Raw genomic sequence first — 17,191 nt, forward strand, 5'->3', positions numbered from 1 at the left:
TATCAGACAGTAGCAGGAATCAAACCCACACCGGGAAAATCACGTAGATAATTCTGTAATGGTTAGTTTTGTAGTGGTCTTGATAAACGGTCAAAAATAGCTTTAACAGTCCATTAGCCCAAAGGACTTCTCCGAGTCCGGGCACCAACCATTCAGATGCGGACGCCCTATGGCGTCCGTTTTGCTTTATAAAATCAACAGGTTATTCCGTTCTTCATGTTCACTACTGTTCATTAAAATATACTGGCAGCCACCGCTTTTTGTGGGTAAAAACCCCGGTTTTCTGCATAGCGCATGACGCTATTGAAACGTTATTTAGCAAATCCTGTCTGAACCAGAAATTAAGTCTCTGTTAACCTGCGCTATTACAGAAAATCATAGAACAGTTGTCTCAAAAGAATATCGTCCTGAAGGACGAGAACCCACGACATTTTCAGGAGATGAGTCAACCGCGACAGAAAAAAATTATATTAATAATTTTTAATTATTTTTTAGAAAGCCAGACAAGATTTAAATTAAAAACATTTATTTTCAATCGGTTATAAAAAATATCGCAACACACGTCACATTATTAACATGTGAATGATTGTGTTAACCGAATGTAAATTGTATGTTTCAACATACCACTATTTTACTGCGTCCCGACGCGCTCATCCGGATGGAAGGAGATAACATGTCAGCCTTATCAACTACTGGCCATAATGACGGGATCACTCTCCATTGCTTACAGAGCATTGCGCAACTCATTCCTCTGTCGTCGGCGGTTTTTTATCGTGTTAATGCTTATTTAAAGCCAGAAGCCTATGTTTTACATAACATTTCTAATAGCACACACCAACAATATCTGGAGCATTTTCAACCATTAGACCCGCTATCGCCTTCCCGGTTCGGCCAACAGGTTGTTACCGTAGCGACGATGACGCCCGGTATCTGTGCCCGTCATCGCCATTATTATCATGAATTTATGCTACCTAATCATGTGTGCGACATGATTGAGATCTTTATTCGTCGGGGCCATCGTATTATCGCGGGCATTTCATTAATGCGCGATATACCTTTTTCCAGCGAAGAGCGTTTGCGAGCCCAGGCAGTACAACCATTACTGGGACTGGCAATTCATGATTCTCTTCAGGAAGACAACAATCTGACGTCAATATTGACCGCCAAAGAGCGTGAAATTGTGGGAATGGTCTGCGAAGGGGCCAGCAACAAATTGATTGCCCGTCAGTTGAATATTTCTCTCTCAACAGTGAAAACGCATTTACGTAATATTTTTGCTAAAACAGAAGTGATAAATCGCACGGAACTGGTTTCCCGAACCAGAATGTCTTCGGTACAACATTCACAGCATATGTGAAAGCGTGCTTTTTACCCTGCGTCAATTGCGGGTCTTTTCCCCATATGTCATATATGCCTGAATTAATACCACTCTCTGAGCTGATGCCTCAATAAAATGTCATATTATCTGGCGTCGGTATCCTGTTGCAGCCATTGATTCATGGCCTGATTGATCATATTTATCACACTAAGCAGAAGAACACGCTGGTGCCGCTCAAGCCGCAGATAACGGCGCAGCGGCGGCATTTTACAAACCACTTCGCTAGCAGCCCATAGCTCAATGCCGCAATACCATTCCTTATGATGTAAAACCAGCGTAAACCGACGATAATCCAGTTCACTCAGAGTCTGTTGTAAATTGGGGAAACGATTAAGATAGTTAATCAGCCCGGCGGTACTTTTACTGCCAGTAAAAATGACGGGATAACGTTTCAGCCATCCGGGCTGATGAGCGCGAATTTTGCCCTGCAAAGGATAATTGATTGTGCCTTTCACCCTGAATTCACAACTGTGAATACTGGCCATGAATAACCGTTTTTGCTGAACATGGCAGATAACCTGGGTAAATGCATTCAGATGCAGCACGGCGCTATGTTCGGTCAATTTTTCACAACGCCAGCCGCTCAAATCACGTAACACCATGTTCATTAATGTGCTCTTAAACCAGGGGACGGAGGACATCTGGCGTCATCTCTTCATTGTTTCGCTTTTCATAATTGCCCATCGCCCGTTCCACAACCTCTTCTACCGGAAGCGGGAGGAAAGGATTAACCCGTTGCACACATAATGTCCAGAATAAGGCATAGGCGGCAGTCAATCCAAGCATAATACCGAATGGTATAAGTACATCCCGACTGTTCATTCCTGGAGGCGCGATATTAATAATGGCGATAATAATACCCACGCTCGAAATAATCTGAGGTAAGGGAAACCAGGGGGCCCGGTAAGCGCGTGGCAAATCGGGGCGCCGAATACGTAAGATAACGACCGATAACGTTACCAGCAGATAAGCGACTCCCCAGGCGCAGACCGCAGCGAGGATCAGCGGAACAATGTGGTCGATATCACCGTTCAGATACCAGGCATGTAAACAGGGAATCGCAACACCGAATGCGATGGCGATGACCGGTGTTTTAAAGCGGGGGTGCAACCAGGTCAGAAACCGCGGCAAAGCGCCGTCCAGCGCCATGCCGTATATAATACGCGGTACTGCCGCCATTAGCGTATTAATCGTCGCACATCCCGCTAACAACAACCCCACGCCCAGCCAGTATTGCCCGACATGTCCCATGACACGATTGGCAAAGGCGGGAATAGCCATCGGCGTATCCAGTAAAAAGATATGGTTTGCCGCATCGACCACCACATTATTTACCTGCCGGTTAATCGCAGCGCCATAGAGGAACATACAACCTGCCACCGCTAAAAGGCCAAGCGCCATCGCTCTGGGAATCGTACGATGCGCTTTTTTAATTTCCGGCGCCATTGGCGTGACCAGTTCACAACCGACGAACATAAACATCGCCATGCCAATATAACCAAACAGACCAGAAAGATTACTGACATCAAGCGGTGCGCCAAACCACCCGGAATGATGAGTGACCGGGGATAACAGGATCCCGCATAAACCGAAGATGGTCAGGGTAGTCCACATACCGAATGTAAGAAACACTTCCACCTTGCCAAATACTTCAACACCAATGGCATTCAGTAACCCGAAAACCACTACCATGCCGACGCCAACCATCCAGGTATTGTGCTGCATGGCCACGTGTTCGCTAACAGACTCAAAGTTCACCAGCGCCATGACGCCAGCGAGAATCGTTTCTGCCGTGCCGGCAAAAATGTGTACGATCAGGTAAGCGCAAAGCGCACCGGTGATAGCGAAAAAACGCCCCATCCCGCAGGAAATATAGTCGTAGACGGAGCCAGTCGTGGGAATAAGCGTTGCCGCTTCGGCAAAGGTGGTAATCTGCGCTTGCATCATAATAAATGCCAGTAATACCGCAAGGGCAAAGGTATCTCCCCCTGAGCCAAAACCACTGGTCACGGTCAGGATCACCGGGCTTGCCATAATCAGCCCGACGGAGCTGGCAAGCGTCGTGGGGAAACCAATAACGCCACGTTCAAGATGGCTGGCAAGTCTGTTTTTAAACATGGTCAACCTCTTCACTATTATTACAACAATAAATTACCGCTCCGGAATAACGCTTATTTATGGCAGGCACCGCATCTAACAGGTATCGTCCTGAAGAGGGATAACGGTAAATAACGTTGTGACGCCGTCCCCGCATGCGCTAATAGCAAGTGGGGAGCGCGTTATTCTCCCCAGTGATGCCAACGCTACTGACGAACAATTAAAGGATTCAACCCTGTTTATGGCTTTCAACGTTTGCCAGATAATGTTTTACGAAACGGGGCGTTAAAACTTTCCATGCCACTTCGGTTCCCTGTTCAACAAACCAACTATCGCCTGGTGAAAAACGTATCGGTTCCTGACCCGCAACAGTGAGTTCCACTTCCCCTTCCAGCACGGTTGCGTGCTCGGTAAAGGGATAAATCATCGTGAAACCGCCGCGGGTCGATGAAAATAATCCACAGGTAAATACATCCTCAGGTTTACCGTAAATCATCGCAACGGCGACCTGGGGATCGCCTTCTGTTGGCAACGCCCCCAACAGGCTGACACTCCCGACTGGCTGTAATTCAGGAACAGGTTGATTGAGTTTAAAAGCGTGCATTAATGTTCTCCTGGTTAATTCCGGCCTTTCCAGAAACCGGCTGTTTGATGTATCAGTTTTCCCGCACTGACCAGCAATAGACGTAAACTGTCGCGACCATAAATTGTCGCGTGGGGAATGCTACTCATCAGACGATACCGCTCGGAACCGCCATTTATTCCTTCGGCCAGGATTTTGCATACAATATGGGAAGGCGTGACGCCAAATCCGGAATAACCCTGAACATAAAAAACATTATTGTGTTCACGAAGCGTGCCAATCTGCGGAAACAGATTCGCGCTACAGGCCATCGGTCCGCCCCAGGCAAAATCGATTTTAACGTCTTTCAAATAAGGGAAGACCTCCGTCAACAGAGTGCGGTTCCAGGCAGCAAAATCGTGCGGGGTATATTCAAGAAACCTTGTGGCGCTGCCAAAAAGCAGACGGTTTTCTTTTGTGAGACGGTAGTAATTTATCACCGGGCGGATATCACTAAAAGCCCCGCGCAAGGGACTGATCCGCTCAACAAGCTCGCTGGAGAGAGGTTCTGTAGAGACCTGATAAGAATAAGTAACCAGCGTTTTCTTATAAATTTCTGGTTCCAGATTATTGAGAAAACTATCACAGGCCCACAGCAATTTGGCCGCTTTTACGCTGCCCATCGCAGTACGTACCCGCACTGTCTTACCGTAACTGACCTCAACCACTGGTGAATATTCGAATATCTTCACCCCCAGCGAATTTGCAGCCTGAGCGGAGCCCAGCAATAAATTCAGCGAGTGGACATGCCCTCCCCCCATATGCTTGAGAACACCGCAGTAGACGTCGGAACCAATAACCTGCTGCACGTCTTTACCGGTATAGAGTTCAATATCATCTTCCGGCGTGGCGGCTTTGAATTCTTTTTCCCATTGTTGCAGCGTTTTTAACTGCCGCTGGTTGTAGGCCAGATAACCATATCCGGGAACAAAATCAGCATCAATATGGTATTTACGAATTCGCTCCCGAATAATACCCGCGCCGAGGTTCGAGATTTTAAATAGCGTCTCCATTCCCGCTGCGCCTACATATTTTTTAACGGCTTCGATGTCGTGACCTATACCGGCCATCACCTGACCGCCGTTTCGCCCGGTGCCGCCATACCCAAGATGGCGGGCTTCCAGAACGACAACATTAGTGATCCCCTGCTCCGCCAGTTCCAGCGCGGTATTGATGCCTGAAAAGCCACCGCCAATGATCACCACATCGGCATCAATATCGTCTTGCAGAGCAGGAAAATGCAACGGGTATTTTTTCGTCGCGCCGTAGTAATTCAACGCATCGATTTTTGTATTCATCGCGTTACCTTGTCATCACGCTTGACTAAGAGCGCTATCACAGCACGGTAACGTTTTACAAAATATCGTCCGGAAGAATGACGTTCTTTGGAACGATATTCAGCTCCGAAAAAGTATGTTGGGATGGAAAAACGTACATTCCTGACCTACAGGCACTTCTGATGAGCAATGTGACATTACTTGCCGAAGTAACGACTTTTTTACGCCAACGACACGGACAATTTATTGCAGGTGAACGTCAGGCCGGAAACGGCACGAACTTCTCGGTCACTAACCCAGCCACCGGCAAAATCATCGCCGACGTTGTGTCGGCAACCCCTGCGCAGGCAGAACAGGCCATGCAGAGCGCCAGACGGGCGTTTGATGTCTGGCGTAAAATGCCAACGTTACAACGCGGCGCATTACTGCTGAAACTGGCTGATACTCTTGCCGCTCATCGTGAAGAGTTAGCTCAACTGGAAAGCGTCTGTTCAGGTAAAACGATTATGCTGTCGCGCGGTCTTGAACTCGATCAGTCAGTGGCCTTCCTGCGTTACTTTGCCGGTTGGGCAGGAAAAATAACCGGTGAAACGCTGAATGTCTCCCTGCCATCAATGGGAGAAGAGAAATACACAGCGTTTACCCAACGCCAACCCATTGGTGTGGTCGTCGGTATTGTGCCGTGGAATTTCTCAATTATGATTGCTATCTGGAAACTGGCCGCAGCGCTGGTATGTGGCTGCACCATCGTCATTAAACCAAGTGAATATACCCCGCTGACACTGCTGCGAGTCGCTGAGCTGGCTAAAGAGGCAGGTTTCCCTGATGGCGTAATTAACGTGGTAAACGGTGCTGGCGGTGAGATAGCGCAACAGCTGATCGCGCATCCAGATTGCGCCAAAGTGAGTTTCACCGGGTCAGTTGCGACAGGTGAGAAAGTCCGGCGTTCGGCAACATCGTCAGGAAAACGCGTTACCCTCGAACTGGGAGGGAAAAATGCGGCGCTGTTTCTCAATGATCTCACGGCACAAGCCATGGTCAACGGTATTCTTGAAGCCGGTTATCTGAATCAAGGACAGATTTGTGCTGCCGCAGAGCGTTTTTATCTGCCCCAGGAAAAACTGGATACGGTCATGACGCTCCTCAGGCAACGGTTATCGGAGATCGTGCCCGGCTCCCCTTTAAATGAAAAAACGGTGATGGGCCCGCTGGCGAATCAGGTTCAGCTTGAAAAAGTGCTGCATCTGATTCAACGCGCACGGGAAGAAGGGGATACCATTGTTTACGGCGGTGAAACTTTACCCGGCGAAGGGTACTTTTTACAGCCGACAGCGGTAAAAGTGCGTAGTAAAAACAGTACGCTGATGCACGAGGAGACCTTTGGCCCTGTCTGTAGCTTTATCGGTTATCAGAATGAAAAAGAGGCGCTTTCGCATATCAACGATTCGCCATTCGGCCTTGCTGCAAGTGTGTGGTCGGAAAATATATCTAAGGCATTACGCTACGCTGAAGATATTGATGCTGGCATGGTATGGGTCAATATGCATACCTTCCTCGATCCCGCGGTACCCTTTGGAGGGATGAAAGGATCGGGCATTGGTCGTGAATTTGGCAGCGCGTTTATTGATGACTATACCGAACTTAAATCGGTCATGGTCCGTTATTAACCATCCTGAAAATGATGCAGGCAGATCAACCATACCGAAAGGTGGACTATCTGCCTGATTATCAGGTTCGCTCGCTGCGTTTTATTGCTTGTGGGTAATGTTAAACGCCCGGCCCGGCGTTCCTTCCTGCATTACTAGCGCCATCTACCGTTAGAGTAGGCTATCTCCAGTCTTAACGGTTCAGACTCATCCTGTAACATCGCTTCCAAAGACAACGCCAGCGTCTGATGATAGGCATCTTTTACACTGACTTTCAGCATGTTGATGCTCGGTTCATAACGTAAAATAGCAGCGCGAAGCTCACGGCAAAACCAGTTGAGAACCCGTTTGTCACCCACATTCACCTCGTGCCATTCCGGCATACCCCGAGTGAGCAGCGGCGGTAATGTCTCGCCACCTGGCACGGCGCAAGAGTTGAATAAACATATTAATTTGCGGCGTACCAATTCATGTGGGCTTATCCCCTCAACCAAGAGCCTGTCGAATAGCGCGACCGGAATGGTTGGCGTCATCATCATTTCCCTATCTGGTCCATCGCCAGATCCCATACTGACGCTCTGGACTCCTGTTGAGCGCCGTCTGATTTCTCGGCAGTGATTTGCCATTTGATTTTCGTGAAGTTCAGCGACATCGTTTCCACCGGCTTACCGCCGGCGCCGCCGCTAACACTGAGTTGTGATATCAGCACGTTTGTCAGGGTATAAACGATAAGCGACCGCATTTTGCCGCCGTCATTGTGGCACAACGTCAGCACCGCGGTTCTAATTAGCCTCCCGCTACAGCAGTACTCATTGAGCACAGGCGTGGCGAGGTCGACAAATTTGGTGAGCGACATTTCACCAACATGCGCGCGCCCGGAGGTCCGCTCGGTGAGGCTAACATCGTTATTTACCTGCATTGCCACATTGTGGCTATAAGACATGATCTCTATCTGATCTTCAAAGCCTTCAACCTGGCTTTCGCCTTTGATATTGTCGAGCTTTAAAAAAATCGCATCCATGATTTATCTCCTTGTTGATCAAGTGGCAGTTCAGCAGCCAGACGAATATCGGCGGCCAACGCTTGTGACTCTTATTAAAAGCGCAACGACCAAAAAACACAGCGTGAAAAGCGCCAGGTTTGCAGGGATTTTGCCAACGTTTACCCACGTCTGATGAACGTTATTCCGCTGGTTGCAATGCAATAGAAGGTTTTGGCCCGCTGTGGCCAAATACAATTGAGGTTATACTGAACGCTCTCTGCCATATTCAATCCCTTTTATCGCAAAGTATCCCTGGTGCCGGTATCACAGCGTCGTTATTCAAAAATTGACATTTCAGAATAATAATCAGCTATATATAAAAAACACATCAAAAAGCAAATATCAACTTAATTTTTACTTATTTAATAAAAAAATACAAATTGATTTACATCAATTAACACATACAAAAACATTAAAAATCAAAGCGTTACATAAAAATTAATCACTATGGAAATTTTATTTTTCTTAATGCTCACATTATAAATGTTATTTGCTTATTTTCCTGTGAACACTAAAAAATGATTTAAATCAAAAAACAAACTATTCTCGTTGATTAACGTTTTGACCGAAATAAAAAAGATTTTATACGTCCAGGGATAGTCTCCCTTTCTGATGGACAATATGCATTAACGAGCGGGCAAACAGGTAACTTCTGCCCGGGTAATCCGTTACCCGACTGATATTAACATTGTCATGAGGTGATATCATTTGCCTGGCCAGCCATAATCATCCGGAACCGGCGCTACGCCACGAACATCAGGACGGAGCATTTTTTGTCGATCCTCTTCGTCATCCACCCAGACACTGGCTATCTCTTCACAGGTTGCAAACCATACGCCATCATGCCCTTTAATATGTTCAATCAAACGTGACAACATCATCATATGATGCCCATGACCGATTATCTGCGGATGAAGAGCCATCGCATATAAACCGTTTTCCTGATGGTGATAAGCATAGGTAAAAATATCCTTCCAGCGTCGCAGAACACCGTCAGTATCGCTCATCCCCTCCTGGTTACCGGTATACGCCAGTGCGGGAAAATCATCCAGATACCAGCTAACAGGAATTTCCAGAATCGCGCTGGCCGGGCCTGCGATATTTCCCGTCTCCCAATTCACCTGCCAACGTTGAGGATGGTAAGGCACAAGATCTCTCGCCATCAGGCTACTGTCATAGAGAAAACCGGCTTCCTCCAGAAGATCCAGCGTATTCTCGCTATAATCCCAATAGGGAGAACGGTATCCCACAGGGCGTATGCCGAAATGTCTTTTATAACAGGCGAACGCCAGATCCATAAGTCGGCGTTCTGTATCACGATTCACCAGCGTCGGATTTTCATGATAGTAGCCATGGTGAGCGATTTCATGCCCGGCATCAAAAATTGCTTTACTGATTTCCGGGAAGGTGTCTACAGTGTGTCCGGGAATAAAAAAGGTGGTTTTGATATTATTTTCTTTGAACAATTTCAGAAGCCTTGGTACGCCAACTTGTGCACCAAACTCTCCTCGTGACATAAAGGATGGCGATGGTCGATTAAATCCGCCCAGCCATAAAGACTGAGCATCTACATCGACACCAAGATTGACCGCAATCCTTTTACCCTCAGGTAATTTTAAATATCCCATAACGACCTCCAGCTAATACATAGAAGGGACACATTCTGTTATTTAATGTGTGATGGCCAGATATTATATATGCCTGCTTTTCTGCGTCTGTCCTTGAACGTTGTTGCTGCCCCCCCAAGTCTATTTTCATATAGAACATCGAGGTTAATTTCTCCTGAAATGACATCCTCTTGATTGACGTGCGCCTCTGCGATAATACCTTGTGGATTTTTCCACACGACATCACAGGGGCTTAAAATTGAACTTCGGGCCCAGCAGCCAGGCAGTGGCCCGCCCGGGTTTCCGCCCAGGCAACAGTGAACAAGATAAATTTGATTTTCAATACAACGTGCGTGGCAACAATGCCTGACTCGCCAAAATCCCTGTTCAGTAAACGTAGCGGAAGGCGTTAAAATTAACTCCGCACCCTGTTCCGCCAGCGTCGCGGCACACTCCGGTATTTCTGCTTCATAACAAATATTAAAACCCACCTTTGCAAATGGCAGTTGAAAAACAGCCATTTTATCGCCTTCCTGAGTATACCAACCCCGTTCAGCCGGGAAGATATGCGTCTTACTGTGAGCATAATGTTCGCCATCGGGTCCCCATATATGCGCAACATTCTCATAGCGATCTGCTCCAGTCTGCTCCAGATGAGAGCCAGCAATAATGAACTGTCCTCTTTCTTTCGCTTCCTGTTGAAAAAGCTGCTTATAGGCATCCGTAAACTGATCAATTAAAGTTAGGTGTGAAATGGGTCTTTCTTGCCATTTTTTCAATAGTGTAAATAGCTCAATGGTAAATAGCTCCGGGAAGATAACGACATCAGCCCCCTGACTTTTATTAAGAAGCACCCTTACCTTTGTTATGAAATCTTCAAAAGTGTTTATTTCAGTAACAATATACTGACAAGCTGAAACAGTAAAATTACGTGACATCGTGATATCCCCGGCATGAAATTTAAACTTAAATTAACGTATAGCGCATGGAGAATATTAGGGCGCGGACATTACGACATCAGGTTATTTTTTGTGAAGCTGCGCAAAATATATGGAGAAAAGAGTAGAAGCATTGAACCTTTATTTACATAAAGGGGACTTTATCGATGATCGCAGCGAGACAGAGAGTCGATAAAAATCCAGGCGAAAAACAATAACCCTTACCACAATATTATTTTCAGCATCTGAACATAATCAGGCAAACTAAATGATAACGCGCTGGTATAAAACCAACGCGTATTTTTACCGATAAGGGTAATGAAGACGGCCACCCGAAGGTGGCCGTTAGAACCCGGTAGCGCTTCGCTTATCAGGCCAGTGAAACCGAGACAGCTTTAGCGGTGAGACGCCAGCGGCTGTTCCGTCATTGGCGGGTGGTGCTTTTCTGGATCTTTAATCAGTACCCACAGGATGATGGCGCCGATAATATCGAACAGACTGAGTGCAATGAAGAACGGGCCGTAACCGATAATAGCGACCAATGCCCCCATAAACAGGTTGAAGCTTAACTGTCCCATCCATGCCGCAGATCCTGCCAGACCGGCAACCGTCGCGACCTCATTTTTCTTGAACAGGTCAGCGCTCATGGTAATCACGACGGTAGACAGCGTCTGGTGCGCAAAACCGCCAATACTCATCAATGCAATGGCGACATACGGGTTAGTCGTAATGCTGACAAAACCGATCGAAATCATCAAAACAGCGCCGATGGTAAAGCTACAACGACGCGCATTGATCGTGGTCATGTGCATCTTTTCCATGAAGAACTTCGCCAGGAAACCGCCTGCAACGCAGCCAAAGTCCGCCGCCAGGAATGGCAGCCAGGCAAACATGGCGATCTCTTTTAACGGCAGATGCATCACGTTAATCAGATACAGCGGCATCCAGAAACTCAGCGTTCCCCATGCCGGGTCAGCCAGAAAACGGGTAATCGCCAACGCCCAGAAGTTACGCTTTTTAACGATCTCTTTAACGGCCGGTTTTTTATTATCGTCCTGGAGATAGCTTTCCTGGCCGTCTTCGATATAACGCAGCTCTTTGTGGGTGATCCACGGGTGTTTATTTGGCGAGTTATAAATCAGGAACCAGGTGATGGCGAACAGCACGCCGATCCCACCGGTAATCACAAACGCCATTTCAGTACCGATGCCGCTATCAGCAAAGGTCAGCATCGCCCAGACCACCAGCGGCGGCGCCAGCATCGCACCAATCGAAGTACCGATATTAAACAGGCCCCCCGCAATACCGCGTTCTTTCGTCGGGAACCATTCGGCGCTGGCTTTAATCCCGGCCGGAATCGCTGACGCTTCGGTTAGCCCCATCAGACCACGCAGAAATGCCAGACTTATCCAGCCGCCGGCCAGCGCGTGCGCCATGTTGATCAGCGACCACAACAAGGCAAAGATAAAGAAGCCGATTTTCAGTCCGATGACATCCATCAAATAGCCGGTGATCGGCTGCGCAATGGTGTAACAAAGCTGGAAGGCGCTCACCACCCAGGAATATTGTTGCTCATCAAAATGGAGTTCTTTCATCATCGCTGGCGCCGCAACGCTAAGCGAGCTACGGGACAGGTAGTTTACGATGGTCCCTACGCAGACCAGGCCGATAATCCACCATCTTAATTTTGTCATCTTCATGATAAAGCCTCGTTAAAAAACATTAGCTCCGCGCCGTCTGACCTGTAGCGGGAAAACTGAAATCACAAAAATTGGTTGACCAATCAATATTTTCTCATCCGGACCGGTCAAAATCTGGCGGCAACTCCCGCCCTTAATATTCTTGAAATAAATACATCAACTCATTTCAAGTTGAATGGTGAATGCTTTTCACCCAGCAAAAATTGACGCAGATCAAATAAATAAAATTGGCAGACCGTGAATGATGATATTTGTGATTTGGTTAGCCAATTTAGACAATAAGGTTGACATGAGGAAAATTTTGGTTGAATTTAGGGGTCAGAACGGGTTTACAAAGCACGTTTCGATGTTGGCTGGCAATGGGTCAACCACGAAGACGTTATCGCAAGAAGAGGAAACGAGATATGAAACAAACCTGGCGCTGGTACGGACCTAACGACCCGGTAACGCTGTCAGATGTACGCCAGGCTGGCGCAACCGGCGTGGTAACGGCGTTACACCATATCCCGAATGGAGAAATTTGGTCGGTAGACGAGATCCAGAAACGTAAAGCTATCGTTGAAGAGGCGGGTCTGGAGTGGTCTGTGGTAGAGAGCGTACCTATCCACGAAGATATCAAAACCCACACCGGTCAGTACGATTTATGGATCAAAAACTACCAGCAAACGCTGCGTAACCTGGCGCAATGCGGTATCTATACGGTTTGCTATAACTTTATGCCGGTACTGGACTGGACACGTACGGATCTGGAATACGTATTACCGGATGGTTCCAAAGCGTTGCGTTTTGACCAGATTGAATTCGCCGCGTTCGAACTGCACATCCTGAAGCGTCCGGGAGCAGAAGCCGACTATACGGCAGAAGAGATTGCTCAGGCAGAGCGGCGTTTCGCCACCATGAGCGAGGAAGACAAAGCACGTCTGACCCGCAACATTATTGCCGGTTTACCTGGCGCGGAAGAAGGCTATACGCTGGATCAGTTCCGTCAACACCTGGCGACGTATAAAGATATCGATAAAGCAAAACTGCGTGAACATTTTGCCTATTTCCTGAAAGCCATTATTCCGGTTGCCGACGAGGTTGGCGTGCGTATGGCCGTTCACCCTGACGATCCGCCGCGCCCTATTCTCGGCCTGCCGCGCATTATCTCTACCATTGAAGACATGCAATGGATGGTGGAAACCGTTAATAGCATGGCGAACGGCTTCACCATGTGTACCGGATCTTACGGCGTGCGCGCTGACAACGATCTGGTTGATATGATCAAGCAATTTGGTCCGCGCATCTACTTTACGCATCTGCGCTCTACGCTGCGCGAAGAGAATCCGAAGACCTTCCACGAGGCCGCCCATTTGCACGGCGATGTGGATATGTATGAAGTCGTTAAAGCGATTGTGGAAGAAGAGCACCGTCGTAAAGCCGAAGGTAGCGACGATCTGATCCCAATGCGCCCGGACCACGGTCATCAGATGCTGGACGATCTGAAGAAGAAAACGAATCCGGGTTATTCCGCCATTGGCCGTCTGAAAGGGCTTGCGGAAGTCCGCGGCGTCGAACTGGCTATCCAGCGCGCTTTCTTTAGCAAATAACCTTCTTTCGCATGGCGCGACGCGTCATGCGATTTCCCCTACTCAATGCAATAGCAACATGCCTCGCCCCGGAGATCGCGGGCGAAGACGTCGAATGACAGGAGTTTGCAATGGAACAGAATATCGCCACCGCCCAGGTTTCCGTCGCCCGCCCAAACTGGGACAAATCACGTCTGGTATCCCGTATTGTGCATCTGGGCTGCGGGGCGTTTCACCGCGCGCACCAGGCGCTCTTTACTCATCATCTACTGGAAAAGAGCGACAGCGACTGGGGCATTTGTGAAGTGAACCTGATGCCGGGTAACGACGCGCGGCTGATCGCGAACCTGAAAGCGCAAAATCTGCTGTACACCGTTGCAGAACGCGGCGCAGAAAGCACCGAACTGAAAATTATCGGTTCAATGAAAGAAGCGCTGCACCCTGAATTCGACGGCCATGCAGGGATTCTGGCGGCAATGGCGCGCCCGGAAACCGCCATCGTCTCCTTAACCGTGACCGAAAAAGGCTACTGCACCGACCCCGCCAGCGGCGAGCTTGATGTCAATAATCCGCTTATCCAAAACGATCTTGCCCATCCACAGCAGCCTAAATCCGCCATTGGCTATATTGTCGAAGCGCTAAACATGCGCCGGGAGCAAGGACTGAAAGCTTTTACCGTGCTGTCATGCGATAACGTACGCGAGAATGGTCACGTCGCGAAGGCTGCCGTCCTCGGCCTGGCAAAAGCTCGCGATGCCGCCCTCGCCGCATGGATTGCCGACAATGTGACCTTCCCCTGCACCATGGTTGACCGCATTGTTCCGGCGGCGACCGAAGAGACGCTACAACTGGTTGCCGACCAGTTAGGCGTTTATGATCCTTGCGCTATCGCCTGCGAACCCTTCCGCCAGTGGGTCATCGAAGATAACTTTGTGAATGGTCGCCCGGACTGGGACACCGTCGGCGCGCAATTCGTTGCAGATGTCGTACCGTTTGAGATGATGAAGTTGCGTATGCTTAACGGCAGCCACTCTTTCCTCGCCTATCTGGGTTATCTCGGCGGGTATGACACTATCGCCGATACCATGACCAACCCGGCTTACCGGCGCGCGGCGCTGGCGCTGATGCTTGATGAACAAGCGCCGACGTTGTCAATGCCGGAAGGCACCGATCTGGAAGGGTATGCGAATTTGTTGATCGCGCGTTTCACTAACCCCTCGTTGAAACACCGCACCTGGCAGATCGCGATGGATGGCAGTCAGAAACTGCCGCAGCGTCTGTTGGACCCGGTACGTCTGCACTTGCAACAGGGCGATGACTATCGCCGCCTGACGCTGGGCGTCGCCGGATGGATGCGTTACGTCGGCGGTGTCGATGAGCAAGGTAAAACCATTGATGTCGTCGATCCGCTGCTCGCGCAGTATCAGGCGATTCATCAGCAATATCAGACGCCGGAAGAACGCGTTCGCGGGCTACTGGCCATCGAGTCTATCTTTGGCAACGACCTGCCGAAGAACCACGAATTTGTGCAAGCCGTTACCGACGCTTACCAACAGCTATTGCAGAATGGCGCGAAAGCCACGGTAGAAGCGCTGGCTAAGTAAGGAGATAAATCATGGCTACGTTTATGACTGAAGATTTTCTACTTAAAAACGACATTGCCCGCACGCTGTACCATAAATACGCCGCGCCCATGCCGATTTATGACTTCCACTGCCATTTAAGTCCGCAGGAAATCGCCGACGATCGCCGTTTCGATAACCTCGGTCAGATCTGGCTGGAAGGCGACCACTATAAATGGCGAGCGCTACGAAGCGCAGGCGTGGATGAGTCGCTGATCACCGGCAAAGAGACCAGCGATTATGAAAAATATATGGCCTGGGCCAATACCGTACCAAAAACGCTGGGCAATCCGCTGTATCACTGGACGCACCTTGAACTACGCCGTCCATTTGGCATTACAGGTACGCTGTTCGGACCGGATACCGCGGAAAGTATCTGGACGCAGTGTAATGAGAAACTGGCGACGCCGGCCTTTTCCGCGCGCGGTATTATGCAGCAGATGAATGTGCGGATGGTCGGAACCACCGACGACCCGATAGATTCTCTGGAATATCACCGCCAGATAGCCGCCGACGACAGCATTGATATTGAAGTCGCGCCAAGCTGGCGCCCCGACAAAGTTTTCAAAATCGAACTGGACGGCTTTGTCGATTACCTGGGGAAACTGGAAGCGGCGGCAGATGTCAGCATTACCCGTTTCGACGATTTACGTCAGGCGCTCACTCGCCGCCTCGACCATTTCGCCGCCTGCGGCTGCCGCGCGTCGGATCATGGCATTGAAACGCTGCGATTTGCGCCAGTACCCGACGACGCACAGCTTGACGCCATTCTGGGCAAACGTCTGGCTGGCGAAACGTTGAGCGAACTTGAGATCGCCCAGTTTACCACGGCGGTGCTGGTCTGGCTGGGCCGTCAGTACGCCGCGCGCGGCTGGGTGATGCAGCTACATATTGGCGCGATCCGTAACAATAATACCCGTATGTTCCGCCTGCTGGGGCCGGATACCGGCTTTGACTCCATTGGCGATAATAACATTAGCTGGGCGCTCTCCCGTTTGCTCGACAGTATGGATGTGACCAATGAACTGCCCAAGACTATCCTCTATTGCCTGAACCCACGTGATAACGAAGTCCTGGCGACCATGATCGGTAACTTCCAGGGGCCGGGAATTGCCGGAAAAGTGCAGTTTGGTTCCGGCTGGTGGTTTAACGATCAGAAAGACGGGATGCTGCGCCAACTGGAGCAACTGTCGCAAATGGGACTGTTAAGTCAGTTTGTCGGGATGCTGACCGACTCCCGCAGTTTCCTTTCTTATACGCGACATGAATATTTCCGTCGTATTCTCTGTAACCTGCTGGGACAGTGGGCGCAGGACGGAGAGATTCCTGATGATGAAGCGATGCTAAGCCGTATGGTTCAGGATATCTGCTTCAATAATGCCCAGCGTTATTTCACGATTAAATAATCGCTATTAATCTGTGAGCACAGGTCTCAGGTATTTCGAGGGGCAGGAAGGCGGTAAGAGAGTGAGAAATTTAGCAGTAACGCACTTTTCCAGCCAAAGTCTGGCCGCCGATAAAAAGCAAAGATGTTGCTGATTAATCCCGAATCACTTACTAAGGTAAGTGATTCGGGTAAACAAACACAGCCATCTTCTGCGTCATGCTTTTTTTCTCTGTCCGGAATAACTCCAGTGCAGAAAGTGTGATACATCAGTCCTGTTGATGATGGCTCCAGTTGGTTATACGGTAAT

The 17,191-nt window shown here is 49.0% G+C and carries 14 protein-coding genes; 5 read left to right on the forward strand and 9 right to left on the reverse strand.

Translation table 11 applies throughout. The features are described from left to right. Nucleotides 1-673: 673 nt before the first annotated feature. Entirely contained in the window at nucleotides 674-1,357 is a 684-nt protein-coding gene (locus ABVN36_RS05400) for a LuxR family transcriptional regulator (protein ID WP_023138738.1), read from the forward strand. A 104-nt stretch (nucleotides 1,358-1,461) separates the two neighbouring features. Here ABVN36_RS05400 and ABVN36_RS05405 read toward each other — a convergent pair whose 3' ends face one another. From ABVN36_RS05405 to ABVN36_RS05420, 4 genes are all read right to left on the reverse strand, one after another. Continuing rightward, nucleotides 1,462-2,019, reverse strand: a complete 558-nt coding sequence (locus tag ABVN36_RS05405; protein WP_033903646.1) for a DUF3156 family protein — start codon at nucleotides 2,017-2,019, stop codon at nucleotides 1,462-1,464. Continuing rightward, the gene (locus tag ABVN36_RS05410; RefSeq protein ID WP_000475960.1) at nucleotides 1,997-3,496 is read right to left on the reverse strand and encodes an APC family permease; all 1,500 of its coding nucleotides are present in this window, start codon (nucleotides 3,494-3,496) and stop codon (nucleotides 1,997-1,999) included. The genes ABVN36_RS05405 and ABVN36_RS05410 overlap by 23 nt, the downstream gene beginning before the upstream one ends. A 208-nt stretch (nucleotides 3,497-3,704) precedes the next feature. Further along, nucleotides 3,705-4,079: a cupin domain-containing protein gene (locus ABVN36_RS05415; RefSeq protein WP_000542984.1), complete on the reverse strand. Its 375-nt coding sequence runs from the start codon at nucleotides 4,077-4,079 to the stop codon at nucleotides 3,705-3,707. A 14-nt stretch (nucleotides 4,080-4,093) separates the two neighbouring features. Then, nucleotides 4,094-5,395, reverse strand: a complete 1,302-nt coding sequence (locus tag ABVN36_RS05420) for an FAD-binding oxidoreductase (RefSeq protein ID WP_001092814.1) — start codon at nucleotides 5,393-5,395, stop codon at nucleotides 4,094-4,096. Between the two features lie 161 nt (nucleotides 5,396-5,556). On the opposite strand from ABVN36_RS05420, the gene ABVN36_RS05425 reads away from it, so the two are divergent. Continuing rightward, entirely contained in the window at nucleotides 5,557-7,041 is a 1,485-nt protein-coding gene (locus ABVN36_RS05425) for an NAD-dependent phenylacetaldehyde dehydrogenase (RefSeq protein WP_023138736.1), read from the forward strand. A gap of 134 nt (nucleotides 7,042-7,175) precedes the next feature. On the opposite strand, the gene iraD is transcribed toward ABVN36_RS05425, so the two are convergent. From iraD to ABVN36_RS05450, 5 genes are all read right to left on the reverse strand, one after another. Next, nucleotides 7,176-7,556 (reverse strand): anti-adapter protein IraD, encoded by a 381-nt coding sequence (gene iraD, locus ABVN36_RS05430; RefSeq protein WP_001772482.1) that lies wholly within the window; start codon nucleotides 7,554-7,556, stop codon nucleotides 7,176-7,178. After that, the gene (locus ABVN36_RS05435) at nucleotides 7,556-8,041 is read right to left on the reverse strand and encodes an Hcp family type VI secretion system effector (protein ID WP_023138735.1); all 486 of its coding nucleotides are present in this window, start codon (nucleotides 8,039-8,041) and stop codon (nucleotides 7,556-7,558) included. The genes iraD and ABVN36_RS05435 overlap by 1 nt, the downstream gene beginning before the upstream one ends. Nucleotides 8,042-8,766: 725 nt before the next feature. After that, complete coding sequence (locus ABVN36_RS05440; protein WP_000540891.1) at nucleotides 8,767-9,690, reverse strand: polysaccharide deacetylase; 924 nt, start codon at nucleotides 9,688-9,690, stop codon at nucleotides 8,767-8,769. 38 nt (nucleotides 9,691-9,728) lie between these two features. Then, entirely contained in the window at nucleotides 9,729-10,607 is an 879-nt protein-coding gene (locus ABVN36_RS05445) for a carbon-nitrogen hydrolase family protein (protein WP_023138734.1), read from the reverse strand. 395 nt (nucleotides 10,608-11,002) lie between these two features. Continuing rightward, the gene (locus ABVN36_RS05450; protein ID WP_000784371.1) at nucleotides 11,003-12,307 is read right to left on the reverse strand and encodes an MFS transporter; all 1,305 of its coding nucleotides are present in this window, start codon (nucleotides 12,305-12,307) and stop codon (nucleotides 11,003-11,005) included. A gap of 404 nt (nucleotides 12,308-12,711) precedes the next feature. Here ABVN36_RS05450 and uxuA point away from each other — a divergent pair, with 404 nt between their 5' ends. The 3 genes from uxuA (at nucleotide 12,712) to uxaC (ending at nucleotide 16,903) form a co-directional block, all read left to right on the forward strand. Further along, nucleotides 12,712-13,896, forward strand: a complete 1,185-nt coding sequence (uxuA, locus tag ABVN36_RS05455) for a mannonate dehydratase (RefSeq protein ID WP_023138733.1) — start codon at nucleotides 12,712-12,714, stop codon at nucleotides 13,894-13,896. Nucleotides 13,897-14,006: 110 nt separating this feature from the next. Further along, the gene (locus ABVN36_RS05460; protein WP_000437132.1) at nucleotides 14,007-15,479 is read left to right on the forward strand and encodes a fructuronate reductase; all 1,473 of its coding nucleotides are present in this window, start codon (nucleotides 14,007-14,009) and stop codon (nucleotides 15,477-15,479) included. 11 nt (nucleotides 15,480-15,490) lie between these two features. Beyond that, complete coding sequence (gene uxaC, locus ABVN36_RS05465) at nucleotides 15,491-16,903, forward strand: glucuronate isomerase (protein WP_000190180.1); 1,413 nt, start codon at nucleotides 15,491-15,493, stop codon at nucleotides 16,901-16,903. Nucleotides 16,904-17,191: the final 288 nt, after the last annotated feature.

The sequence above is a fragment of the Salmonella sp. SJTUF15581 genome (assembly GCF_043356775.1).
Taxonomy (GTDB): Bacteria; Pseudomonadota; Gammaproteobacteria; order Enterobacterales; family Enterobacteriaceae; genus Salmonella; species Salmonella enterica.